The sequence below is a fragment of the Psychromonas marina genome, assembly GCF_030161115.1.
GTDB classification, from domain to species: Bacteria; Pseudomonadota; Gammaproteobacteria; order Enterobacterales; family Psychromonadaceae; genus Psychromonas; species Psychromonas marina.
In genome coordinates this window covers 178783-203848 of sequence record NZ_BSPQ01000005.1, presented here as the reverse complement: position 1 = coordinate 203848, position 25066 = coordinate 178783, and the positions used below count along the sequence as shown (strand labels likewise).

Sequence of the window (25066 nt, the reverse complement as noted above, 5' to 3'; positions counted from 1 at the left end):
TTCACCTCCCATTAAATCGTTTATTTAAACATTATGATTAGAATTTTTGACCAGAACATTTAGCCGTTGTTACGTCGAAGTTGCCACACTTGATAGGCGCAGTCCAATCAGAAACTAGGTTTTTAGAGCTTGGTAAAAAGTCAGACCATGCATCACCAATTACTGTATCAGGTGTTTCCCATACCACTTCAAATTGACCATCTTCTTGGATTTCACCAATTAGAACAGGCTTAGATAAATGATGGTTCGGGTTCATTACCGCAATACCGCCCGTTAAGTTAGGTACTGCAATACCGATCATCGCTTGTTCAACAGCGTCTACATCTGTCGTGCCCGCTTTCTCAACTGCTTTTACCCACATTTTGAAACCGATGTAAGTTGCTTCCATTGGGTCATTGGTAACACGTTTGTCATCACCAATGTATTTTTTCCAGTTCGCAATGAATGCTTCATTCGCTTCTGTTTCAACGCTTTGGAAGTAGTTCCATGCAGCTAAGTGACCCACTAAAGGTTTCGTATCAAAACCAGATAGTTCCTCTTCGCCAACAGAGAATGCAATAACAGGAATATCTTCAGCGGAGATACCTTGGTTACCTAACTCTTTGTAGAATGGGATATTTGCATCACCATTTACCGTTGAAATAACTGCAGTTTGCTTGCCTGTTGAGCCGAATTTTTTCACGTCAGCAACGATACCTTGCCAATCTGAGTGACCAAATGGCGTGTAGTTCACCATGATATCTTCAGCTTTAACGCCCTTCGCCATCAGGTAAGCTTCAAGAATTTTATTGGTTGTTCGTGGGTAAACGTAATCTGTACCTAACAGTACAAAACGCTCAGCGCCGATATCATTCATGAGGTAGTCAACAGCAGGAATCGCTTGTTGGTTTGGCGCAGCACCGGTATAGAAAACATTTTTAGATGATTCTTCACCTTCATATTGTACTGGGTAAAACATTAAGCCATTAAGCTCTTCTAAAACAGGTAATACCGATTTACGTGATACCGACGTCCAGCTACCGAAAATAACATCTACTTTCTCTTTCGCTAAAAGCTCACGCCCTTTCTCTGCGAAAAGTGGCCAGTTTGATGCAGGATCTACAACAACAGGTTCTATCTGCTTACCTAATAAACCGCCTTTCGCATTTTGATCGGCAATCATCATTAACACGGTGTCTTTCAGTGTTGTTTCACTGATCGCCATGGTGCCAGATAAAGAGTGCAATACACCCACTTTGATATTATCTGCCGCGTAAGCAAAGTTAGTCATTAATCCTGTAGCAACAATTGAGCTTGCTACAATCAGTTTTTTCAGTTTCAGCTTTTCAAGTTTCATAGATACGTCCCTTTTCATCTTTATCACGTGATTGTTGCTTTCGTTTACTCAAAAAGCCTCAATCACAACCTTATTCCAACGATGCTAAGTATCAGTGAATTAGCGCAAGCTTTAAATGAGTAAAAGCACGCAATTAACTACGTAATTCTACCCATATCAATGACATATTTAGCTAGTTAGACTAGTTTGGCGCCACTCACTGAGCAAAAAATCAATTAACTTTCATTACGCAAGCACCCTTTATGCAATCAAATCAGCACATAATTAAAACTCGGCGTACCTATAATAAGTTGGTTGCCAACGAAATGATGGAAGACTTTGCGTTGCGCTTTACTGCAAAAAGAGCGCGAAAATGGTCGATGGGTCGCGTTTCCGTGACCGCATTGGGCATTATTTCATTTCTTGTTTTAGAAGCGATTGGCGGTGCGATTACCCTCAACTTTGGTTTTGTGAATAGTGCCTGGGCGATTCTTGCAGTCACTTTTATTGTCTTTTTTACTGGCTTACCGATTAGCTATTACGCTGCTAAATACGGCGTTGATATCGACCTGCTTAGCCGCGGTTCGGGTTTTGGTTATATCGGTTCCACCATCGCGTCGCTTATTTATGCTTCCTTTACCTTTATCTTTTTTGCCCTAGAAGCCGCCATCATGGCGATGGCACTACAGATTCTTTTTGATCTGCCACTGTCTATTAGTTATATCATCAGTGCTGTAGCGGTTATTCCACTGGTAACACATGGCATTACCTATATCAGTCGTTTTCAGGTATGGACACAACCAATATGGATTGCATTACAACTGCTGCCATTATTTTTTGTTTTTACTCATCCAGACAGTCAATGGGATGGCTGGCAAAGCTTCACAGGTAATGCAGGAGAATCTGGGAGTTCATTTAACCTATTGCTGTTTGGCAGTGCTTCAGCAGTGTTGCTTTCTTTAGTCGCTCAAATTGGTGAGCAGGTCGACTTCCTACGTTTCTTACCTGAAAAACCTAAAAAATCGCCATGGCGTTGGTGGTTGGCGCTGATTGCTGGCGGCCCGGGTTGGATTATTTTTGGCGTCTTAAAACTTTTTCTAGGTTCCTTTCTCGCCTATTTTGCATTGCAACAGGGAATGGCATTAGATCTTGCTAGCGATCCAGCGCATATGTATCAACTCGCATACAGTTACGTCTTCGATAACCCTACTATTAGTATTTTATTTGCCTGTATCTTTGTGATTATTTCGCAATTAAAAATAAACGTTGCCAATGCCTATGCGGGTTCACTCGCTTGGTCAAACTTTTTTTCACGTGTTACTCACAACCATCCAGGCCGGGTTGTATGGATGTTATTTAACGTCTCCATTGCACTTTTATTAATGGAATTAGGGATATATCAGACCATCGCGAGCATGCTCTCGGTGTATTCAGTACTGGTTTTAGCCTGGTTAAGCTCGGTGGTTGCCGACCTGATTATTAATAAACCACTAGGAATTAGTCCTAAACATATCGAATTTAAGCGCTCACACCTATATGATATTAACCCTGTGGGAGTAGGCTCAATGCTTTTCGCTTCCATTGTTGGTTTTAGTGCACACTTCGGTTTTTATGGCGAAACGATTGAAGCATTAGCTTCATTTATCACTTTTTTTCTGCCTTTCATTACCGTGCCGCTAATTGGTTGGTTAACCAAAGGGAAATATTACTTGGTCAAGCATGTAGACGAGAATAAGCAGCAGAAAGTTAATACGCTGACGCAATGCCATATTTGTGAGAATAGTTTTGATCAGCAAGATACGACATTCTGCCCAGCCTATGGGAAATCGATCTGTTCATTATGCTGTAGCTTAGATGTTCGTTGTGGAGATAAGTGTCGCCCTGATGCAACGTTAGCGAAACAGTCCCATGATTTTTTTAGTCGATTTTTTAGTATTAACACACTGAATATGTTCACTACCCCTTTGATGCAGTTTCTCGCATTAACCTTTGGTATGAGTTTTATCGGTGCTGGTATTCTATTTCTAGTGTACCTACAAATTCCCTTAGATAACAAAGCCGTGTTTGCCGGAACTCTGTTTAAGATATTCTTTCTGCTGCTGATCATCATTGGCATTATCAGTTGGTTATTTATTCTCGCTCGAAGCGCAAGCCAAACCGCGCTCAAAGAACTACGCTCACAAACACAAGCATTAGCACAAGAGATCGACGCCCATAAAGAAACCTACTCTGCATTACAAGTTGCCAAAACAGCAGCGGAATCCGCCAATGAAGCCAAAAGCCGTTATCTAGCTAGCCTCAGCCATGAACTGCGTACTCCACTTAATGTCTTATTAGGTTATGCACAACTGCTGATGCGCGACCAAGTTTTACCACCGAAACAACGTGAAACGATCGCTATTATTAGACGCAATGGTGAACATTTAGCGGATCTAATAGAAAGCTTGCTAGAGGTTTCTAAAATTGAAGCAGGACGCATGACTCTGCAGCGTGATGAAATTAGCCTCAAGGTAATTTTGCAACAGTTGGTTGAGATGTTTCAGATGCAAGCTTCCAAAAAAGGGATTAAATTTCATTATCAAGCCAGCGCGAACCTCCCTGACTATGTGGCCACCGACAAACAACGTTTCCGACAAATTCTGATCAACTTAATCTCCAATGCCATTAAATACACGAAAACAGGATCGGTGACTTTCAAGGTCACCTATCGTAGCGAAGTTGCTAATTTTAGTATTATCGATACCGGTGTTGGCATCGCTAAAAGTGACCAGGAAGTGATCTTCAAACCCTTTGAGCAGATTCGTAATGCCCATACACAATCAATTGGTGGCACCGGACTTGGATTAACCATATCTCGCTCTCTTGCTGAACTAATGGGAGGAGAGATAAACTTAACAAGCAAGGTTGGCCAAGGATCAATATTTAACTTCCGATTAATGCTCTCTAAACTGCATAAAGACCCGAAAGAACCTGAACTCAATCGCTCTGAACCGAGCGGTTATGAAGGGAAAATACAAACAATATTGGTCGTTGATGATAATCACCATCAACGTGAATTGATGTTTAACCTATTAGCACCTATCGGTTTTGATGTGTTAGGTGCAGAGAGCGCTAAGCAAGGCTTTGAACGATTAAAAGAAAACAGTGTAGACCTGCTGTTAATGGATGTTCAAATGCCAGAGATGAATGGTTGGCAGATGGTCAAACGTATGCGTGAATTACATCATATGATGCCGGTATTAATGGTTTCCGCAAATGCCCGCGATGCTGAATATAATCTACAGGCAGAGGGTTATCATAATGGTTATATCGCGAAACCGATTAATTTGGATGATCTATTAGGAAAAATAGCACAATTCTTAAATCTACACTGGCAGTATAACGAGGTGGATCCACTTCCTCCGGCAATAACAGCGGCCGTACACAAGCCCACTGCTACCCGCGAGCAATATAACGAATTAATCTCACTCGCTGAAATAGGTTATTTATCGGGTTTTAAAGATAAGTTTTCAGAGATAGAATCAACGCATAGTTATCCTGAAGATAGCGCCTCACAAATATTGGAATATGTTGAGGTGTGTAATTTTCCAAAAATCATCGAATACTTAAATGAATTAAGTCATGAATTAAATATTGAGCTAATTAATGAATAATAATAAAAGCAGTGAAGTCGTTTTAGTGGTCGATGATTCTCCAGAATCTTTAGGTATGCTTAATGTCGCCCTGAATAGCGAAGGTTATACCGCCTTGGTTGCATTAAGTGGTTTACAGGCATTATCGATCGCAGAAAAAATGCCACCCGATGTGGTTTTATTAGATGCGATGATGCCCGAAATAGACGGTTTTGAGACCTGCCGTCGCATGAAAAAATTATTACCGAATACCCCCATTATCTTTATGACCGGGTTAACCGACGTTGAAGATATCGTGAAAGGGATCGAAGCAGGAGGCGTTGATTATGTCACCAAGCCAATCTCTCCCGATGAAGTGATTGTGCGCATAAAACGCCACGTAGCAACCGCTAAACAAGCATTAAGCGCACAGGATGCCTTGGACCATGCGGGCAAGAATGTATTTTGTGTCAGCGATCTCGGCAGGCTCTCTTGGGCAACGCCACACGTGCATGAATTGATCGAAAAAATTTCCTCTAACAATGATAGCCCCTGGGCAAGCCTCGCAACCTTAATTGAAAAATGGCTTACAACCGATACGCGCAGCGATCTACAGGTGAACTGTTTTTCAGAGCCGATGGTTATCGCCTATGAGCGCCAGCAGCAGGAGATGCACCTATTACGTATTGTACAAGCACAATGTAAAAGAGAGCCTGCCGATCTAAAAAACAACCTGCCGATCACCAAACGTGAATCAGAGGTTTTATATTGGGTTTCCTACGGTAAAACCAGTTGGGAGATTTCACAAATACTCACCATGAGCCCGCGCACGGTAAATAAACATCTAGAGCAAATTTATAAAAAACTCGGCGTTGATAACCGTACTTCAGCAGCAGCTATCTCGCTGCGCATATTAGAAGGGTAGTTTTGAGTGATGTTGTTGCCAATAAGTGTGGCAGCATCAGATGAGCAATTATTAACATACCGCTAATCGTTCCCCTCCCCTCTTAAAAACAACCTGCACAAAAATGCCCTCAGATAGTGCACAGATCACACCAATGGTGCGCAACATCCATCGAAAAAACACAAACAACATCAACAAAAAACAACAAGCAACTGATATTAAAGAATAATAAAATTTTGGCATCCTTCCTGCAAAGAACCTCATTGTTAAATAAATGTTAATGACAAGTTTAAGTTTAAAGGAGGCTTCTGCAATGACAACAAAAAAAATAATGCGATTAAAGCCTCAACAAGCGTTGTCGGTATTGCTCGTCGAAGATGTGATTGATAAATATTCTGAGTTAAAAATGGCGATTTTAAAGTTGAATCACCATATTAGCGATACGCTTAATTGTGGCGAAAAATTAGCAAAAAAATGTGCGCAAATCATGCCAAAAATTTTGATTATCCATACTAATTCGGTAGACAGCTATTTATTAAAAGAACTAGCAAAAATTGACCAGCTCTCGCCTTTACCGGTAATTATATTTGCCACACAAGAGACACCGTCACTGATTCAAAGTGCAGTTAAAGTTGGTGTCAGCACTTATATTATTAACGGTTTTGAAACACAACGCTTAGCCTCTGTAATAACAGTGGCTCAGGAAAGATTTAAAGATCGTCAGTTACTGCGTAACGAGCTTCAACAAACCAAAATACAGCTAGCAAATCGTAAAATTGTTGAACGAGCTAAAGGTTTTGTTATGCAACAGAAGAATATTAGCGAACAAGAAGCATTTAATATGCTGAGAAAAATAGCAATGAACAACGGACATTCACTCGCAACGGTTGCTAAAAATGTCATTGAAGTTTCAGAACTGTTACACGAATAAATAATTAATACCAACTTGCTATCAATGGCGATAGCAAGTTTACATTTCATCCTTAAGCAATGGCGTTTAAGGAGGGAAACAGAGCAACGACGCTCATTAACTACCTTTAAATAAAGGTGGGTTAATGGGCGTTTTTTTTTGAAAAAATTTATCACTATTTTTATTACTACAAAAGGAACTTGCCCATGAGTTGGATTAAACCCGTTAAGTTTATCGCTAAGAAATTGGCATTAAGCGTGGTCATATCGGCCACCGTTGTGTCTTTCGCACAAGCGGAAAAAATTGGCTTCCCAGAGAAAGAGGAACTCAAGTTTGGTTTCATTAAACTAACGGATATGGCACCGATCGCTATCGCCTATGAGCAGGGTTACTTCGAAGATGAAGGCTTGTACGTCACTATTGAAGCACAAGCAAACTGGAAAGTTCTATTAAACGGCGTGATTGATGGCACCTTAGATGGCGCACATATGTTAGCTGGCCAACCAATCGCAGCAACCATGGGTTTTGGTACTAAAGCACATATCATCACGCCAATTTCGATGGACCTTAACGGTAATGCGATTACCGTTTCTAATGACATTTGGGAACAAATGAAACCGCATGTGCCAAAACAAGCCGATGGCAAACCAGTTCACCCAATTAAAGCTGACTCACTAAAACCGGTTGTTGATAGCTATATCGCTAAAGGTAAACCGTTCAATATGGGTATGGTATTCCCTGTTTCTACGCATAACTATGAATTACGTTACTGGTTAGCTGCCGGCGGTATTCACCCGGGTTTTTATGCACCGCATAAAGGGGATTCAAGTGGTCAATTAGAAGCACAAGCGATGCTATCGACAGTGCCACCACCACAAATGCCTTCAACATTAGAAGCGGGCACTATCTACGGTTACTGTGTCGGTGAACCTTGGAACCAACAGGCAGTATTTAAAGGTATTGGTGTACCGGTTATTACCGATTATGAAATTTGGAAAAATAACCCAGAAAAAGTATTTGGCCTAACAGCAGATTTCGCAGAAAAATATCCAAACACAACGATTCGTTTAACACGTGCCCTTATTCGTGCGGCAATGTGGTTAGATGAAAATGACAATGCAAACCGCCCAGCAGCAGTGAAAATACTTTCTCAACCAAACTACGTTGGTGCAGATTACGATGTTATTGCGAACAGCATGACAGGTACCTTTGAATATGAAAAAGGTGATAAACGTGCAATCCCTGATTTCAACGTATTCTTCCGTTACAACGCGACTTACCCGTACTACTCAGATGCGATCTGGTATTTAACACAGATGCGTCGCTGGGGACAAATTTCAGAGCATAAATCAGACGATTGGTACAAAGATTTAGCGAAGAAAGTTTACCGTCCAGATATCTATGAAAAAGCAGCGCAATCTCTGATTGATGAAAAGATTGTTGATGCAAAAGATTTCCCTGACTTTGCAACTGAAACAGGTTTCCGTGCACCACAGAGTGACTTCATCGATAACATTATGTATGACGGAACAAAACCAAATGCGTACATCGATTCATTCAAAATCGGTCTAAAAAAGGAAGATAAACTTTAAAAAAATAAGCTGTCGGCTATCAGCTGACAGCTTTCAGTTAACAATAGGCAACGTTGCCAACCATTATTTAAGAAAGAGTTGAAAAGGATTTACACGATGACAACAATCATAAACAAACTGCCCATTACAACGCCGTCAGTGGTTAGTTTGAAAAACTTTATTAGCAGCATAAGCAAGGTGCTTATATTGCCTTTCATCGGCATCACACTGTTTCTTATGTTTTGGACTGTTGCTGCGCAAAACATCAATACTTCACTGGGTAAATTTCCTGGTCCACAAGCGGTATATGAACAATTTCACTCGTTATATGGCGAGCATACCGCTGAACGCGCTAAAGCGGAAAAATTTTATGAGCGTCAAGAAGTACGTAATGCAGCGCGCTTAGAGGCCGACCCAACATACAATGCTAAGGTCAGAAACTACACCGGTAAAGAGACCTTTTTCGACCAAATTCTAACCAGTTTAGTCACCGTAACCAGTGGTTTTCTGCTAGCAGCGATGATCGCGATTCCTCTTGGTATCGCCATGGGTCTAAATCGCCACCTCAATGCAGCGGTTAACCCGATAGTACAAATATTCAAACCCGTTTCTCCATTGGCTTGGTTACCCCTTATCACGATGGTGGTGAGTGCATTATATGTATCTGATGACCCAATGGTGTCTAAATCTTTCTTAAATTCACTGTTAACCGTAACGCTATGTAGTTTATGGCCAATGGTGATTAATACGTCGATCGGTGTTTCTTCATTGGACCAAGATCTTAAAAACGTAAGCCGTGTTTTACGTTTACCGATGCTAAAACACATTCAAAAAATTGTATTACCAGCTTCTATTCCAATGATTTTCACCGGTATGCGTTTATCCTTTGGTGTTGCATGGATGGTATTGATTGCCGCTGAAATGTTGGCGCAAAACCCGGGGTTAGGTAAGTTTGTTTGGGATGAGTTCCAAAATGGTAGCTCAGATTCATTAGCGCGCATTATGGCTGCTGTAATCGTGATCGGTTTTATCGGTTTCTTGTTAGACCGCGGCATGTTGCAACTGCAACGTATGGCCTCGTGGGATAAGTCAGCAACAACCGTTTAAACATCATCAAACAGCGAATTAAGGAATAAAATTATGAGTGCATTTTTAGATATTAGCCATATTGATATGGTATTCCCAACCCCAACGGGCGATTTCACAGCACTAAAAGGTGTTGATTTACAAATTAAAAAAGGCGAATTCGTCTCACTGATCGGTCACTCTGGTTGCGGTAAATCAACCGTCTTAAATGTAGTGGCTGGTTTATATCAAGCAACAACGGGCGGGGTTATTTTGAATAATCGCGAAGTACGCGAACCCGGCCCTGAACGTGCGGTGGTTTTTCAAAACCACTCATTATTGCCTTGGTTAACCTCTTACCAAAATGTGGAGCTTGCAGTTAAGCAGGTATTTGGTAATAAGATGAATAAAGCTGAAACTAAAGAGTGGATTGAGCATAATTTAAAACTGGTGCACATGGACCATGCGATGCATAAACGCCCTAACGAGATCTCTGGCGGGATGAAACAACGTGTCGGTATTGCACGTGCACTGGCGATGCAACCGGAAGTATTATTGATGGATGAACCCTTTGGTGCATTGGATGCATTAACCCGTGCACATATGCAAGATTCACTAATGGAGATTCAAAACGAACTCAATAACACCGTTATTATGATCACCCATGATGTTGATGAAGCGGTATTACTGTCGGACCGTATCGTGATGATGACCAACGGACCGTCTGCGACAATAGGTGAGATATTAGACGTAGAACTTGAACGTCCACGTGATCGCCTGAGTTTAGCTAAAGATATCGAATATAACCGCCTACGCGCTGAAGTATTAACTTTCTTATATGAGAAACAGCGTAAAGTTGAAAACATCAGTAGTAAAAAAACCGCAACGACAGCAAAAAAAGCCACAGCTTAAGCATCAGTGAGGAAGACCAATCCGCGTTTCTTCCTCACAAATGCCTCTAATCACAAAAACTTACCTAATACTTTGAAATTGCTCACAAATAACATAACAACTTTCATTCCCCCCTGCCACTTAAACCCCTACAATTAGCCCCTTGACCGCCATGCTTTATAATTTTAATCGACAAGGATTATCACCCATGTTTAGCTCTGTCTCTATTCGTCACAAACTGTTTATATTACCCCTGTTACTCGCCATCGCAATGCTTGGTGAAGTCGCATTAGTCACCACTTCATTACAGCAAAATCAGGCAGATGCATTAATTGTTAATGTTGCTGGTCGCCAGCGCATGTTAACTAAAAAGTATTCAGCTGAAGAGCTCTACAAAACAAATAATGAACAGCAAAATATTCCCACTATATTAAGTGCAGATAAAACGGTACAACTTTATACACAGTCTCTCAACGCATTAAAACAGGGTGGAGAAACCTATGCAGATTTAGGGATGCAAAAAGCGATACAGTTACCTACGCCGCTACACCTGCCATTTATTGATCAACTAAATAAGGTTGAGTCACTCTGGAAACTGCAATTAACGGCTGCGACACAACTGCAAAATAATCCCTCTGAAGCCAATGCAAATGCCTTTTTAACCGCAAACCATAAAAGCATGGCAGCGATGAACAAAGCAGTATTAATTTATGCCGATTATGCTGAAGAGAAGCTTAATAAATTAGTTAATAGCAGTATTGTGTTAGCGATTATTATGGTGCTGTTGAGCTCGTTGATCGCCTGGTTAGTTATTCGAGATACCACTAAACCGATTAATAAACTGGTTAAGATCAGTCGTAAAATTAGCCGCGGAGACTTACGCATAGATACTGAGCTACACGATATTATCAGTAAAAATGAGTTAGGTTTACTTGCTCACCATATCGAGTTGATGCGTGAATCATTACAAGAAGCATTGAGTGAGATTCACAGTGCATCAAGCAGCATTAGCTCTTCTTCTCAGCAAGTGTCAGACCTTTCTTCACAAATAAGTCAGGCTAACCAAAGTGAACAACAACGCTTTAGCGATATGAATGACAACTCAATTATCTTAGAAGAGTCGACACTACGATTAAGTGAAATTGCAGCTGAAACGCTCACCATGGTGACCGAGTGTAATCAGTTATCAACCAACGCCTCGACCTTGGTCAATGATAATATCACTATGATGAGTACCACTTCTGAAGAGACCATCAAAGCGAGTAGCTTTATACAAGAGTTGAGCAATACCGCTGAAAAAGTATATGGCATCGTAGATGCTATTCGCGCTATCTCTGAACAAACTAATTTATTGGCATTAAATGCAGCGATTGAAGCAGCACGTGCCGGCGAACAAGGGCGAGGATTTGCGGTTGTTGCGGATGAAGTACGTAGCCTAGCGGGACGAACTGGTAGTTCAACAGATGAAATTTCTAAATTAATCAATCAATTAACTGAAGGCGTGCAACAAGTTGTACACAGTATGCAAGAGGTAACTAACCGCGTCGAACAGAGCCGTGAAACCTCGGAACAAACTGAGCAAGGTATTAACAAGGTGACTGAAAAGATTCAGTTGGTCGCACAAGCTCAGCAAAATATTGATGAGCAGGTAGAGCGCCAAAATGAACAGCTTTCGACCCTCAAAGAGACACAACAAGATCTACAAAGAATTATTCAAGAGAGCCATAAGAAATCTGAAACGTCAGCATTGGTCGCAGAGCAACTCTCTGAGGTTTCAAGTAACATTAGCGCTCTACTGCAAGAGTTTTCAATTGAAAGCAATGATCTATCAGAGCATAAAATAACTAAAAATCAGCAAGGGAGAGCAACTGACTCTTTGGAAAAGCCAGTCTATATCAGCCCGCATTAATGTAATTTATTTATAGAGAGTTTAAAAATATAGCGTTGAATTCGGCGCTATATTTATCCACTCCTTAAACAACCCGTTGCCGTAAAAAGATAATTGCATCGTCACTCTGCGGGGGAGTATCCAACTGCTGTTCAAGCAAAAACTGCACCTCATCAAAGTCATAAACTCGGCTATCATATAAAACCACCGCGCTTTGATCGCCTGATAATAACTGATGCTGCAGCCCATAATCACTGTAACGAGTCGCACCAATCGCAATAAGAAGCGTATCGGGGTAATCAGCCTGCGCAAGCAAGGCTTGAATATTATGAAACAATCCCGTCTCCTGCTGCTGTTGAATCTGATCTAATAACCACTGCACTAACTGATCATAAAAATAGCTATATTGCGTTAATGCAACATCTTCTCCGCACAGTTGCCATTGACCATCACGCTGATGAAAGCCACATAAGCGCAATGCCTCCAGCTGCGGGCCGGCAGTGAAATCGATAATATTAATCTCATGCTCCGCGAGGCCTTTAGAGGCGCTGCCCCAGTTTTTTTTCTGCGCTAGTTTATTGATCTTTGCATTGCGATAGGTGACATCGTTTACTAAGGTCATCGCAATCGGTTTGAGGTGAGTCAATCGCCCGTCTGCGGCATAGAATGCGCTTAACTTTAATGCAACCTCAGGCTCCATCTGAACCAGAGCTTGTTCACAATCGGGGAGTTGTAAGATATCACTCGAATAGGGGTTCTCAGCCAAATAAGCGTCTTCCGCTTGCGGCACATAAAAAGGAAACAGCGCCTGTGGTTTGTTGGGATCATCCAACTCATTGAATGCCTGGCTTTCCCCCGTCTGCTGTAGGTGACCCGCTGAGTTTCCTGCAACCCCTAAACCAAACAGCACACCTTTATTACGATTGATCATTTTTACTCCTTTCTATTTTAACATCGGGCTTTCTAGGGCAAGTTTTTTAATCATGCCAACTAAACAGTTCAGCGCCACTGCTACATCTCCCTCTAACACACTCTCTCTGGGGTTATGACTAATCCCCTTTTCACAACGCACAAATAGCATGCCGATATCAGTAATATTAGTCATCACCATCGCATCATGCCCGGCACCACTTGATAAAAAACAAGCAGGTAAAGCGGTCTGTGATTCAACTACTTCAGCCCACTGTTGTTGTAAGCGATCACTGCATAACACCGCTTCTGCTTGATAGATGATCTCACTCTGTAGTTGCAACTTACGCTGCTCTGCAATAATGCTTAATTCAGCCAATAAAGCGGTACAACAGTTATCCAAAGTTGACTGGTCTTGGCTACGAATATCCAAGGTAAAATGCACCTCACCAGGAATAACATTCACCGCATCAGGAAACAGATCACATTTACCAACGGTCGCGACAATTTGTTTTTCAAAAGCAAAGCTTTCAATCGCACAAATCATCTGCGCGGCACCACACATTGCATCACGGCGCAAAGCCAGTGGCACCGTGCCTGCATGTCCAGCCATACCAGATAACTTAAACTGATAGCGCTTAGCCCCGGCAATACCGGTTACCACACCAACAGCGAGATCATGAGACTCTAATACTGGCCCTTGCTCAATATGCACCTCTAGGTAAGCGAGCGTTTCCTCACTTTTACGCTTAGCAGCGCTATTTAAATTTGGGTCTAAACCAAAATCAAGCATCGCCTCTGCCATGCTCGTACCCTGCACGTCAGTGACCGCTAACCAATCCTCCTGAAAACAACCGGCAACAGCACTCGAACCAATCAAGGTAGTATTAAAACGGGTGCCCTCTTCATCGGCAAAAGCAACCACATCAACGTGAAAAGGTAACTCAGTCCCCTGTAACTGCTGCAGCGCTTCAATCGCTAATAGAATGCCGAGGTTACCATCGTATTGACCTGCATTAGCGACCGTATCACTGTGTGAACCGATAATTAACGTAGGCTGTGTCGGGTTCGTGGAAACTTTTCTGCCCCATTGATTACCAACACTATCTTGCCAGCTCTGTAATCCCGCTTGCTGCATCCAGTCAGCAAGTTGCTGATGCGCTTGTTTATGTTCAGAGGTTAAATAAGCACGGGTTAAGCCGCCCTGCATTGAACTATACGTTGCGAGCTTATCTGCCCAGTACATAATTTTTGAGGCGCCTTTGAGGTTGGTCATAAACTCTCCTGAACTGGGTTTAATTTGTTGTTGCACTTTATCTAGCGAGCTATTAATTGGCATAAAACGACATTGCTGTGCTAACAGCCTGCCCCGGTTGAATTTTGGCTTTATATTTTAACAACACAGATTCAAGCGCCGCTAACGTAGTGAGCACACACTCCTGCCGTGCGTTAAACCCCATAGTACCAACACGCCAAATTTTTCCATGTAACGGACCAAATGAAGTACCGATCTCAATACCAAAACAGAGTAACAGCTCCTGACGCACTTTCTCGCCATCAATCCCCTCAGGAATATAGACACCGACGACGTTATTCATCTTGTAACTTTGATTACCAAACAGTGTTAACCCCATCGCTTGCAGACCCGATGCCATCGCATCTCCCGCTTGTTTATGACGGCTAATCACATTATCGCCACCCTCCTCTAAAAAGATGCGTGCGCATTCACGTGCGGCATATAACATACTGGTTGCTTCGGTATGGTGATTAAGTCGCTCAGGCCCCCAGTAATCCATGATCATCGCTAAATCAAAATAGTTCGATTGAATAATCGCATCAGACCCCGAGGTATGATGATCTGCACGAATACCCGCTTCAATATGCTTGCGGCGGTTAATCACATCGGCGCAGTGATCACTCAAAGTAATAGGTGCGCTGCCAGAGGGACCACCCAAACATTTTTGTAGGCCAGCAGAGACCGCATCAAGATGCCACTCATCCACTTTCAAGTCATTACCTGCAATCGACGCCGTCGCATCACAGTAAAACAGCACCCCATGACGCTGACAAATTTCACCAAATTCTGCTAAGGGTTGGTTCATGGTAGTTGAGGTATCGCCCTGTACTGTGGCTAACATTTTTGGTTGGAACTCTTTAATCGCTTGCTCGACCAATTCTGGCGGACACACCTCTCCCCACTCAATATCGATGGTTTTCACCACTGCGCCTACACGTTGTGCAATTTCGCAAAGCAGGTGCCCAAAACGTCCAATTACAGGGATTAATACTTTATCGCCCGGCTGTAATACCGATACCAATACCGCTTCAATACCTGCACGTGCAGTCCCGTCCACCAGCATGGTTTGCTGATTATCGGTCTCAAGCAGATCACGATATAAGGATTGCACTTGGTTCATGTAACCTGTCATGACGGGGTCATACTGACCAATTAATGCAGATGAGATTGCCTGATGTACACGCGGGTAAGCATTAATCGGCCCCGGCCCCATCAATAGGCGTACTGGCGGGTTAAGGGTTTCAAATAGGGATTTAGCAGTCATTCTGTTCTCCAAAAAAATTTTCTCCAACGAGGCTTTGTCCGTCACTGCGAGGATCACTCGCTGCAATCACAGTGCCCTGTTTCTCAAGCATAATGGCACCAGCATGGCCCATTAATTCATTATTATTTGCAACGCAGGTAACATCGTGTCCAAGCGCTTGCAGCTTGGAGCCGTGGGTTTGATAAAGCTGATTTTCTAAACGCAAATTATTGGCGTCATCACCCCACGTACGCCCTAATAACCAACGAGGTTTAGCAAGCGCATCGGTTAAGCTCATATTCTGATAAAGGTAGCGACTAAACAGACACGCTTGTGTTTGTGGTTGCCCCTCTCCACCCATGGTGCCGTATACCATACGACGACCATCATTGAGTTCGACATATGCAGGGTTAAGGGTATGGAACGGTTTTTTACCTGGTGCTAATACATTGTGGTGATTTTCATCGAGGGTGAAGCTTTTCGCGCGAATATTCCAAGTAATACCGCTACTTGGCAATACTACACCCGAACCAAACTCCCAGTAGATGCTCTGAATAAAACTGACCATAGTGCCATATTGATCACAAGCGCCCATCCACACCGTATCTCCCGGTTTGGCGACATGCGGCCAAGGCTGTGATTTTTTAAGTGATATTTTAGCAACACAATCTTTAATCACCTCTTCACTTAACCACTCCTGCAGGGGTGCAGTTAAATGGTTGGCATCGGTTATCTGTTGATCACGAATAATAAACGCCTGCTTAGTCGCTTCCACCAGCAGATGAATATGGTCACACTCCGACTCTGCTTGCTCAGCGAGCTGATCATAGATAGCTAAAATCAATAATGAAGCTAGCCCCTGCGTAGGTGCATCGAAGTTGTATAAATTACCCTTAGATATTTCAACCGTTAACGGCTCAAGCACTTTTGCTTGATGGTTATGAAAATCATCAATACTGATCGGGCTTCCCGCAAGCGCTAATTCTTGCGACATCTGCAAAGCAAGCTGACCACGATAAAAATCATCCAGACCATGCTCTGCAAGATGCTCAAAGGTCTCAGCTAAAGGTTGATTAACAACAGCATCACCAAGCTGTAACGCTTTGCCTTGGTTAAGGTAGGTCGCAGCAAAAGGAGCTAATGATGCTAAACGGTTAAAGGTTTTTTCGCTCGCATCAACTAAGCTTTGCGTCACCTCTATGCCCTGCTGCGCTGCATCGATAGCGGGTTGCAGCAGTTCTGTTAATGTGTGTTTACCACCATTTAGCTGCAATGCTTTATCCCAGCCAGAGATCGTGCCTGCCATGGTGATCGCCGCTTCACCACCACTTTCAGGCAGTTCACTACCTTTTTGGCGATAGCCATCAACATCGATATTTAATCCCGCCGCCCCACAGGCATCAATGGCGATCGGTTTTTCATCGGGTTTACAGATAAGCCAGAAACCATCACCACCGATACTGTTCATATGTGGATATTGCACTGCGATCATCGCCGCCGCAGCCACCATCGCTTCACTTGCAGTGCCGCCTGCATCGAGTATCGCTTGACCTGCTTGTGCCGCTTTGTAATGTGGTGCTGTAAATGCGCTCTGATTCTGAGGTGTAGATTGAGTTTTTGCTTGAGATATCATTATTTTTTCTCTCCCTGAGATAAACACAGACCCGTCGCGATCAGCTCTGCTTCACTATTTTCAGCTGCCATCACAGAAAAACCGCAAGGCCCCTCTGCTAACCCTTGCATCGGTAGGTGTAGTTGTGGAAAACCACTTAACCCCGCGATACTAGTTAATCCCATTAACTGTGAACGATACAAAGCCAAAGGCTCGCCAGAAAGGGTTAACTTAGGAGCGCCAGAGGGGGTTGTTGGCAATATCCATAAACCATCTAATTGTTTAAATGCCGCGTCTAGATATAACTTAAAACGCTGTTGTTGCTGTTTCGCCTGTTGGTATTGCGACTCGCTAATAGTGCGTGCCCAAATAACACGTTCCATAATTGCAGTATCAAGTGTATGACCATGTTGCTGTAACCACTGATCATGCAACTCAATAATCTCAAAGCCTTGGATAGTACGAAATAGTAGACTCAAAGAATCAAGAGTGTGACCACTGTGAGTGATAATATCGCTTCTTAGTAGGGTGATATCTGCACTTTTACAGCACTGCTCAAGCGCAGCTATTCGTTCGCCTGTAAGTTGCTTCACTAAGCTATTATCGATATAAAGTTTTTTAGCACCACAGGGATTGATTGGCGAGCCTGTTAATACTGAAAACAGATCCCCCATTAACTTCAAATCACGGCTAAAAACCCCCGCCGTATCAAAGCTTTTTGAGAGTTGAAAACAGTGCTGCAGGTCTAACTTACCGAGGGTTGGACGCAAGCCAAACAAGCCACAATAACTGGCAGGTACACGCACTGAACCACCGGTATCGGTGCCAATCGCAAAATCAGCATCGCCACGTGCGACTGCCACCGCACTACCACTTGAAGAGCCACCTGGTAAACAGTCTGGCGCTTGCGGATTTACCGGTGTGCCATAATGGATATTCTGACCATTTAAGCTGTAGGCCAACTCATCGGTTTGTACTCGGCCAACACAGTTTGCCCCATGAGCTAACAACGTATTAATCAATGACGAACTGTGTATCGCTTTATCATGACTACTCAGCCATGCTGGATTGCCAGCACCGGTCACATAGCCCTTAACATCAAAGAGATCTTTAAAAACAAAGCTTTTCCCAGACAACTCTCCGACTGCTGTCGCGCCTAAATGCTCAGGTCCTTGAGCGCAATAAACGCTTGCATCTTTAACGGTTACTTCCTGCACGGTTACACCTCCTTGGAAATTAACTAGCTGATACGGTCTGTGTCTGTTCACTTTGCGCTGCATAACGACTGGCTAATATCGCGCAATAAAATATCTGAATAGGGTGATAAAGCATGATCGGTAGTAAAATCATGCCTAAGTTTGGATCGCTACCAAAGATCACCGTTGCCATCGGAATACCCGCCGCTAATGTTTTTTTAGTGCCACAAAATACCGCAGCGACCTCATCGGCTAATTCAAATTTGCTACGACGCGCCCCCCATTGAAACAGATGCACCATAAATAACAGTACCAGCGTACAGATCACGATCGCAGTGACTAACATCTCAATCGAAAATGACTGCCAAATACGATTAGCAACCGAGTCACAGAAAGCGTTGTAAACGATTAACAAAATGACATATTTATCGACTTTATTAACCACCGCTTTATGTTTTTCAGCAAAACTTAATAACAGAGGACGTGCCAACTGACCTAGAATCATCGGCAGTAAGAGTAATTTAGCAATCGAGATCACCGACGCCATCAGATCCAACTGCACCCCTTCAAAACCCATAAACAGTTGAATTAACAGTGGTGTGATAACAATACCAAGAATGCTCGATAGCGAGGCGTTAAAAATAGCCCCCGGCACATTGCCTTTACCAACACTGGTCATCGCAACCGAAGAGGAGATGGTGCTTGGTAAAACAAATAGATAACAAAAACCAAAGGCTAACGCGGCAGGCATGTAAGCTAAAAAGAGATCCCCAAATAGAACCCAAAGCAGTGGGTAAGCAAGGAACGTCGCAAGCTGTATATAAATATGTAGACGCCAGTTAGTAATGCCCGCTTTAATCGCAGCAGGCGATAAACCTAAGCCATGTAAGAAAAAAACAATCGCAACACCAATACCAGTTAGTTTATCGAGATGGATCAAACCACCGCTGCGGCCGACATCGGCACTGATCATCGCCAAAGCAATGGCGACCACCATACCCACTAAAAACCACTCTTTTTTAAGCTTACTGATAATATTCATCGTTTAATCGCCTACCTCTATTTAATAATGGTGATAACTACTCTAACTCGTTAAGTTTTGTGTAATTCCTGCTGATTTTACTGCTGTTTTGTGTGGCTTTTTCTTTTAACAATCGATAGGTGCTATTTACCAAATGTGCAATCAAACTCATTGGCACGGCATAACTATCGAGTGGTGTTTGATTATTCATATGAGAAACCAAAAGATGAGTAACATGCTGTGCATATTTCTGTCCCGACTGATCCGTGATCAATAGACACTGCTGCCCTTTAAGCTGCTCAATAATTTGCGGGAAGTGACTGACTCGACGACGAATGCCAATTACAATCACAAAGTCATCTGGCTCAATCGCCGCGAGGTCTTCACCGATGGTTTGTCCGGGCAGAGGCAATAGTTCCACAGCACCACGACACTGCATCAACTGTTGACGAAAATGAATTGCCAGTGGATAACTATTACGATAACCAATAATTTTAATGCGCGGCGCGTTAGCCATAGCAATGATTAATGGATCTAGGTTGGCATTACTTAGCTGTTCCTGTAATTGCTGTAAGGCAGCGATATCTTGCTGAAAATCCCCCGTAACGACACCGGTTTGAATAGGCTCGCCACTGTCGCGTAGCTCCAACAACTCATTACGTAGTGCGGCATAGTCCTCATAACCTAGCTTACGAATAAAACGACTAACACTGGTTTTAGAAACCGAGCAGGCTTCGGCAATCTCATTAGTTGAAAGGATCAGAATCTTTTCTGGATTGAGCTGCAGGTAATCAGCAAGGCGCCGACTGCCTTCAGTCAACTCTGCATAGTGATGAGTTATACGTTCAATCAATGGATTACAATTGTTGGTCATCTTCTATTCCTTAATAATGGCCTTTATGTTTACCTTACTGCGGCTAGGAAGCTTTTCAGCTCGTCAGTTTGTGGGTTAGCAAAAACCTCATCACTCGGGCCTGTTTCCCACACCTTACCTTGATTCATAAATACAACTCGGTCACCGACATCACGTGCAAAATTCATTTCGTGAGTCACAAGAATCAGGGTCATGCCCTCCTCTTTTAGCTGCTCTAGAACTTTTAGCACTTCGCCCACTAATTCAGGATCCAGTGCAGAGGTAATTTCATCACATAACAATACTTTAGGTGACATCGCTAATGAACGAGCAATGGCAACACGCTGTTGCTGACCACCCGATAGGTTACCTGGATATGCATCAAACTTATCCGCTAAACCCACTTTTGCTAATAACTCTTCTGCTAACTGACGGCTTTCTGTTACCGATTTTTTCAATACTAGCTTAGTCGCTAACATCACGTTTTCGCCCACGGTCATATGCGGGAAAAGATTAAAGTTTTGAAATACCATGCCCACACTGCGGCTCAGTAAACGTAGCTTATAATCATCATTCTCAACGGATTGATTATCGACAATCACCGCGCCTTGTTGGTACTCTTCTAGCCCATTCAGACAACGTAATAGCGTACTTTTACCTGAACCACTACGACCAATAATTGATACAACTTCACCAGCATTGACTCTAAGATCAACACCTTTTAAAACATGATTTTCGCCATAGTATTTATGGACTTCATCTAAACTAACGAGTGACATGATTTTTACTCTCCAGATAGCGTGCTAAAACAGATAGGGGAAAACAGATAACAAAATACAACAAAGCAACTAAAGCAAACACTTTAAAGGGTTCAAAAACCGCATTATTGATCATGGTGCCTGCTTTGGTTAGCTCCACAAATCCAATCACCGAGGCTAATGCCGTACCTTTCACAATTTGCACCGAGAAACCAACCGTCGGTGCAATCGACATGCGCATCGCTTGCGGTACGATGATATAACGCATCGTCTGCATGTAAGTGAAACCTAAGGTGCGACAAGCTTCCCACTGCCCCTTTGGTAAGGCTTCAATACAACCACGCCATATATCGTGGAAAAATGCGCTACTAAATAGAGTTAATGACAATATTGCAGCCGTCCAAGCATCAACTTCGATGCCTAATAATGACAGGCCGAAAAAGGTCAGAAAGAGTTGCATTAATAGCGGAACCCCTTGAAAAACTTCAACATAACACTGAATAACACGAGTGATAAAGGTATTACGCATGCTGCGTAACAGGGTCAATATCAGACCAAATAGACCGCCACCAGCAAACGCTAATAAAGAGAGTAGGATAGTCCAACGTGCTGCCAGTAGCAGATTTTTTAGAATATCCCAATCGGTAAACTGTACCATTTTTAAATCCTTCTACAGAGATGGGTTTTTGAATGCAATGCACTTTAACAGACCAAAAGCCTGACGCATCAAGATAGCCAGCACTAAATAAATAACTGCTGCTAACATATATGACTCAAAACTTAAGAAGCTACGTGACTGCACAAAGTTAGCCGCAAAGGTCAGTTCCTCAACGGAAATTTGCGAGACCACCGCAGAGCCAAGCATAACGATAATACTTTGGCTAACCAGTGCGGGATAAACGCGTTGATAAGCTGGCGGAAGAATAATATGCATAAAAATTTGGCGACGGGTTAATCCTAATGTTTTCCCTGCTTCCCACTGCCCTTTAGGCGCAGCTTCAATACCAGCTCGGATAATCTCTGCGCTATAAGCACCGAGGTTGATGATCATTGCGATCATGCCCGCCTGCCAAGCCGTCATTTTCAGGCCCAATGCAGGTAGACCAAAAAAGATAAAAAATAGTTGCACAATAAAAGGGGTATTTCTTACTGCTTCAATATAACAGGCGCAAGTTCTTCGTAACCACGCCTCATTACTGATTCGACCTTGAGCACAAAAAGTGCCAAGTGCTAATCCACCTAGCGTAGATATAATAGTAAGCTCAATCGTTGTCCACACACCTGCCGCAAACTCCGGCAGGTAGGGAACTAGACTTGCGAAATCAAGTTGATAACTCATCGTGTCTGCTTCCGCTTATGAATCAAGGTCTGCAGGGAATGGTGCTTTTAACCACTTCTGAGAAAATTTCTCTAATACATCCTCTTTCTTCGCAAGTTTAATGAGACGATTCACTTCAGTTAATAATGCTTCCTGTCTCTTCATCACACCAACATAACAAGGTGAATTTTCAATCATATACTTAGTTTTTGGCGCCTTATTTGGGTAACGCGTCGCTAACTCTGCAACCACTAGATTACCCGTTGCAATCAGCGATACTTGTCCCGATAAAAAGGCTGATAACGTACTGTTATTATCTTCAAAACGCTTAATAATAGTGTCTTTAGGCGCTTCTTTACTTAACTCAAGATCTTCTACTGAACCACGTGTTACCCCGATTGTTTTACCACTTAGATCAGCTGCAGAACTGACTTGCTCATCTTCGGTACCAAATACACCCAAGAAGAAAGGAGCGTAAGCGTCACTAAAATCGATCGCTTTTTCACGTGTTGGATTTTTACCCATGCTAGAAATCACTAGATCCACCTTACCTGTCTGTAGATAAGGGATGCGGTTAGCACTAGTCACAGGTACCAGTTCCAACTTCACATTTAACTGTTCAGCAAGGTATTTTGCCATATCGATATCGTAACCTTGTGGTTTAAGGTCGAGACCCACTGAACCAAAAGGAGGAAAATCTTGCGGCACAGCGACTTTAAGTACTGAGCGCTCTTTGATTTGTGAAAGTTTATCAGCATGCACAGATTGCACAGAAAACAGCAACGAGGCTGACAAAAGTAAACTAGATAGGACTTTAAAAAATTTCATCTTGTATCTCCATATTAAACAACGAAACAATTGGAACAACTAAATTAATTATTGCAACGAACGTGCCAACAGAGAAAAAATCTATAAAACCCTTTAAAGCAAGTGGTTAATCGATTTGTGAAAATAAACAGAGAGGTAGAAATAAGATATTTAGCCTTTTTTGGTGCGTAATACGCACCAAAAAAGAGCGGGGGAAAGAGCTTAACAGAGCAAAAGATTAGTAATGAATCACATTAAATTGCAGTCGACTTTTTAGGGGACGCTGAATAGAGCTTGTAGATGCTATATAAATTAATAATAACAAAAGTAAACTCAACAGCAGTGCCGCCAATCGAGCCTAAGTAAAAATTATTTATTAACCAACACAATGAGTTCAATAATATGCAGGCACGCATAGCAATGCCCTCTAGCTTAAACAGTGCAATCGTCGCGACTGAAGTTCCTATTATAGTTAACAACTCGGCCTGGCTAGTTAAAGTCATTAAACCTACACCAATAATAGCGGCCACAAATAACAACATCACTGGTGTCGATTTGGTTTTGGTCGAGATAAAGGTACGTAGCGCACCTAATGCGACCACACTGGCAGAGGTCAATGCCCCCAATAATAGAAAATGTACCATCATCACAATACTAAACAGAGTTAGCTTATTTCTAAAGCCCTGCCCTTGCCTATCTATGAGTTCCTAGCACCCAATAGCATAAGCTAATAGACCAACAAACTGAGCAAAATAGGAGCCCAATTCACCTTCAAAAAACGACAATATAAATCCCCTAATATTAATTTATCAACACTATTTCATGCATTAACTACTGCAACATTATCTTGCTAACTGCTCACTTTGCTCAGCATAACGACTGGCTAATATCGCGCAGTAAAAAATCTGAATCGGGTGGTAAAGCATGATTGGCAGTAATAACATGCCTAAATTAGGATCTGAGCCAAAGATAACCGTTGCCATTGGAATACCTGCTGCTAAGGTTTTTTTAGTACCACAGAAAACAGCAGCGACTTCATCCGCTAATATAAACTGGCATCGACGTGCGCCCCACTGCACTAAATGTACCATCACTAATAATACCACGCTACAAATGACGATTGAGGAGAGTAATAATTGTAGTGAAAAAGAGTGCCAAATACCGTTCGCAACCGAATCACAAAAAGCGTTATACACGATTAATAGAATCACATATTTATCGACTTTATTAACCACTGCTTTATGTTTTTCGGCAAAGCTTAATAACAATGGGCGTGCTAATTGCCCCACTATCATCGGTAACAGCAATAGCTTACCAATAGAGATAACAGACTCCATGAGATCTAACTTCGCCCCCTCAAAACCCATAAACAACTGAATAAGTAGTGGCGTGATTAAAATACCCAAGATGCTCGATAACGAGGCGTTAAAGATAGCACCGGGAACATTACCTTTACCGACACTGGTCATCGCAACAGAGGAGGAGATAGTACTTGGTAAAACAAACAGATAACAAAAACCAAAGGCTAACGCAGAGGGCATATAAGCGAGTAGAAGATCTCCAAAAACTACCCACAGCAGTGGATAAGCTAAAAAAGTCGCTAGCTGGATATAGATATGTAAACGCCAATTACTAATACCTGCTTTAATCGCAGAGGGTGAAAGCCCTAACCCGTGCAAAAAAAACACCAGAGCAACGCCAATACCGGTCAACTTATCGAGGTGAATCAAACCACCAGTACGACCGACATCTGCACTCAGTGCCGCTAACCCAATCGCGAGCACCATCCCCACTAAAAACCACTCTTTTTTTAGTTTGTTTATTATCTTCATCGTTACTATTTACTCTTTGATATGTTTATTGACGATCTATTAACACGCAAAATAATTTTGAACCG

At 42.5% G+C, this 25066-nt stretch carries 21 protein-coding genes; 7 read left to right on the top strand and 14 right to left on the bottom strand.

Translation table 11 applies throughout. From position 1 onward, the window contains the following. Positions 1-37: 37 nt before the first annotated feature. Positions 38-1321, bottom strand: a complete 1284-nt coding sequence (gene urtA / locus QQK09_RS09435) for an urea ABC transporter substrate-binding protein (RefSeq protein ID WP_284204119.1) — start codon at positions 1319-1321, stop codon at positions 38-40. Positions 1322-1578: 257 nt separating this feature from the next. Here urtA and QQK09_RS09430 point away from each other — a divergent pair, with 257 nt between their 5' ends. The 7 genes from QQK09_RS09430 (at position 1579) to QQK09_RS09400 (ending at position 12176) form a co-directional block, all read left to right on the top strand. Continuing rightward, positions 1579-4968, top strand: coding sequence for an ATP-binding protein (locus QQK09_RS09430; protein WP_284203881.1), 3390 nt, complete (start codon positions 1579-1581; stop codon positions 4966-4968). Continuing rightward, on the top strand, positions 4961-5851 hold the full coding sequence (locus tag QQK09_RS09425) for a response regulator (RefSeq protein WP_284203880.1): 891 nt from the start codon (positions 4961-4963) through the stop codon (positions 5849-5851). Before QQK09_RS09430 ends, QQK09_RS09425 begins: the two co-directional genes overlap by 8 nt. A gap of 292 nt (positions 5852-6143) precedes the next feature. Continuing rightward, complete coding sequence (locus QQK09_RS09420) at positions 6144-6761, top strand: ANTAR domain-containing response regulator (protein ID WP_284203879.1); 618 nt, start codon at positions 6144-6146, stop codon at positions 6759-6761. A gap of 185 nt (positions 6762-6946) precedes the next feature. Continuing rightward, positions 6947-8332: a CmpA/NrtA family ABC transporter substrate-binding protein gene (locus QQK09_RS09415; RefSeq protein ID WP_284203878.1), complete on the top strand. Its 1386-nt coding sequence runs from the start codon at positions 6947-6949 to the stop codon at positions 8330-8332. Between the two features lie 96 nt (positions 8333-8428). Next, complete coding sequence (locus QQK09_RS09410; RefSeq protein WP_284203877.1) at positions 8429-9418, top strand: ABC transporter permease; 990 nt, start codon at positions 8429-8431, stop codon at positions 9416-9418. 33 nt (positions 9419-9451) lie between these two features. Next, positions 9452-10288 carry an ABC transporter ATP-binding protein gene (locus tag QQK09_RS09405; protein ID WP_284203876.1) on the top strand — a complete coding sequence of 279 codons (837 nt, stop codon included), beginning with the start codon at positions 9452-9454 and terminating at the stop codon, positions 10286-10288. A 187-nt stretch (positions 10289-10475) separates the two neighbouring features. Further along, positions 10476-12176, top strand: coding sequence for a methyl-accepting chemotaxis protein (locus QQK09_RS09400; RefSeq protein ID WP_284203875.1), 1701 nt, complete (start codon positions 10476-10478; stop codon positions 12174-12176). Between the two features lie 64 nt (positions 12177-12240). Here QQK09_RS09400 and QQK09_RS09395 read toward each other — a convergent pair whose 3' ends face one another. The 13 genes from QQK09_RS09395 to QQK09_RS09335 form a co-directional block, all read right to left on the bottom strand. Next, positions 12241-13086, bottom strand: a complete 846-nt coding sequence (locus QQK09_RS09395; RefSeq protein ID WP_284203874.1) for a DUF5718 family protein — start codon at positions 13084-13086, stop codon at positions 12241-12243. 12 nt (positions 13087-13098) lie between these two features. Next, entirely contained in the window at positions 13099-14340 is a 1242-nt protein-coding gene (locus QQK09_RS09390) for an allantoate amidohydrolase (protein WP_284203873.1), read from the bottom strand. A 52-nt stretch (positions 14341-14392) separates the two neighbouring features. After that, positions 14393-15625, bottom strand: coding sequence for a pyridoxal-phosphate-dependent aminotransferase family protein (locus QQK09_RS09385; RefSeq protein ID WP_284203872.1), 1233 nt, complete (start codon positions 15623-15625; stop codon positions 14393-14395). Continuing rightward, complete coding sequence (locus QQK09_RS09380; RefSeq protein ID WP_284203871.1) at positions 15615-17237, bottom strand: gamma-glutamyltransferase family protein; 1623 nt, start codon at positions 17235-17237, stop codon at positions 15615-15617. The genes QQK09_RS09385 and QQK09_RS09380 overlap by 11 nt, the downstream gene beginning before the upstream one ends. Beyond that, positions 17237-18433 carry an amidase gene (locus tag QQK09_RS09375; protein WP_284203870.1) on the bottom strand — a complete coding sequence of 399 codons (1197 nt, stop codon included), beginning with the start codon at positions 18431-18433 and terminating at the stop codon, positions 17237-17239. The genes QQK09_RS09380 and QQK09_RS09375 overlap by 1 nt, the downstream gene beginning before the upstream one ends. Before the next feature lie 19 nt (positions 18434-18452). Next, positions 18453-19454, bottom strand: a complete 1002-nt coding sequence (locus QQK09_RS09370) for a bile acid:sodium symporter family protein (RefSeq protein ID WP_284203869.1) — start codon at positions 19452-19454, stop codon at positions 18453-18455. Between the two features lie 37 nt (positions 19455-19491). Continuing rightward, complete coding sequence (locus QQK09_RS09365; RefSeq protein WP_284203868.1) at positions 19492-20307, bottom strand: MurR/RpiR family transcriptional regulator; 816 nt, start codon at positions 20305-20307, stop codon at positions 19492-19494. A gap of 29 nt (positions 20308-20336) precedes the next feature. Then, complete coding sequence (locus tag QQK09_RS09360) at positions 20337-21065, bottom strand: amino acid ABC transporter ATP-binding protein (protein WP_284203867.1); 729 nt, start codon at positions 21063-21065, stop codon at positions 20337-20339. After that, on the bottom strand, positions 21052-21702 hold the full coding sequence (locus QQK09_RS09355) for an amino acid ABC transporter permease (protein WP_284203866.1): 651 nt from the start codon (positions 21700-21702) through the stop codon (positions 21052-21054). Before QQK09_RS09355 ends, QQK09_RS09360 begins: the two co-directional genes overlap by 14 nt. 12 nt (positions 21703-21714) lie before the next feature. Further along, on the bottom strand, positions 21715-22383 hold the full coding sequence (locus tag QQK09_RS09350) for an amino acid ABC transporter permease (RefSeq protein ID WP_284203865.1): 669 nt from the start codon (positions 22381-22383) through the stop codon (positions 21715-21717). A gap of 15 nt (positions 22384-22398) precedes the next feature. Then, complete coding sequence (locus QQK09_RS09345) at positions 22399-23190, bottom strand: transporter substrate-binding domain-containing protein (RefSeq protein WP_284203864.1); 792 nt, start codon at positions 23188-23190, stop codon at positions 22399-22401. Positions 23191-23423: 233 nt separating this feature from the next. Continuing rightward, positions 23424-23870 (bottom strand): YgjV family protein, encoded by a 447-nt coding sequence (locus tag QQK09_RS09340; protein ID WP_431312589.1) that lies wholly within the window; start codon positions 23868-23870, stop codon positions 23424-23426. Between the two features lie 141 nt (positions 23871-24011). Further along, positions 24012-25001 carry a bile acid:sodium symporter family protein gene (locus QQK09_RS09335; protein WP_284203863.1) on the bottom strand — a complete coding sequence of 330 codons (990 nt, stop codon included), beginning with the start codon at positions 24999-25001 and terminating at the stop codon, positions 24012-24014. Positions 25002-25066 lie beyond the last annotated feature (65 nt).

Excerpts from the sequence above, each read along its gene's own strand:
- QQK09_RS09430 (WP_284203881.1), top strand. The coding sequence starts at position 1,579 with ATGCAATCAAATCAGCACATAATTAAAACTCGGCGTACCTATAATAAG.
- QQK09_RS09425 (WP_284203880.1), top strand. The coding sequence starts at position 4,961 with ATGAATAATAATAAAAGCAGTGAAGTCGTTTTAGTGGTCGATGATTCT.
- QQK09_RS09420 (WP_284203879.1), top strand. The coding sequence starts at position 6,144 with ATGACAACAAAAAAAATAATGCGATTAAAGCCTCAACAAGCGTTGTCG.
- QQK09_RS09415 (WP_284203878.1), top strand. The coding sequence starts at position 6,947 with ATGAGTTGGATTAAACCCGTTAAGTTTATCGCTAAGAAATTGGCATTA.
- QQK09_RS09410 (WP_284203877.1), top strand. The coding sequence starts at position 8,429 with ATGACAACAATCATAAACAAACTGCCCATTACAACGCCGTCAGTGGTT.
- QQK09_RS09405 (WP_284203876.1), top strand. The coding sequence starts at position 9,452 with ATGAGTGCATTTTTAGATATTAGCCATATTGATATGGTATTCCCAACC.
- QQK09_RS09400 (WP_284203875.1), top strand. The coding sequence starts at position 10,476 with ATGTTTAGCTCTGTCTCTATTCGTCACAAACTGTTTATATTACCCCTG.
- QQK09_RS09395 (WP_284203874.1), bottom strand. The coding sequence starts at position 13,086 with ATGATCAATCGTAATAAAGGTGTGCTGTTTGGTTTAGGGGTTGCAGGA.
- QQK09_RS09390 (WP_284203873.1), bottom strand. The coding sequence starts at position 14,340 with ATGACCAACCTCAAAGGCGCCTCAAAAATTATGTACTGGGCAGATAAG.
- QQK09_RS09385 (WP_284203872.1), bottom strand. The coding sequence starts at position 15,625 with ATGACTGCTAAATCCCTATTTGAAACCCTTAACCCGCCAGTACGCCTA.
- QQK09_RS09380 (WP_284203871.1), bottom strand. The coding sequence starts at position 17,237 with ATGATATCTCAAGCAAAAACTCAATCTACACCTCAGAATCAGAGCGCA.
- QQK09_RS09370 (WP_284203869.1), bottom strand. The coding sequence starts at position 19,454 with ATGAATATTATCAGTAAGCTTAAAAAAGAGTGGTTTTTAGTGGGTATG.
- QQK09_RS09365 (WP_284203868.1), bottom strand. The coding sequence starts at position 20,307 with ATGACCAACAATTGTAATCCATTGATTGAACGTATAACTCATCACTAT.
- QQK09_RS09360 (WP_284203867.1), bottom strand. The coding sequence starts at position 21,065 with ATGTCACTCGTTAGTTTAGATGAAGTCCATAAATACTATGGCGAAAAT.
- QQK09_RS09355 (WP_284203866.1), bottom strand. The coding sequence starts at position 21,702 with ATGGTACAGTTTACCGATTGGGATATTCTAAAAAATCTGCTACTGGCA.
- QQK09_RS09350 (WP_284203865.1), bottom strand. The coding sequence starts at position 22,383 with ATGAGTTATCAACTTGATTTCGCAAGTCTAGTTCCCTACCTGCCGGAG.
- QQK09_RS09345 (WP_284203864.1), bottom strand. The coding sequence starts at position 23,190 with ATGAAATTTTTTAAAGTCCTATCTAGTTTACTTTTGTCAGCCTCGTTG.
- QQK09_RS09335 (WP_284203863.1), bottom strand. The coding sequence starts at position 25,001 with ATGAAGATAATAAACAAACTAAAAAAAGAGTGGTTTTTAGTGGGGATG.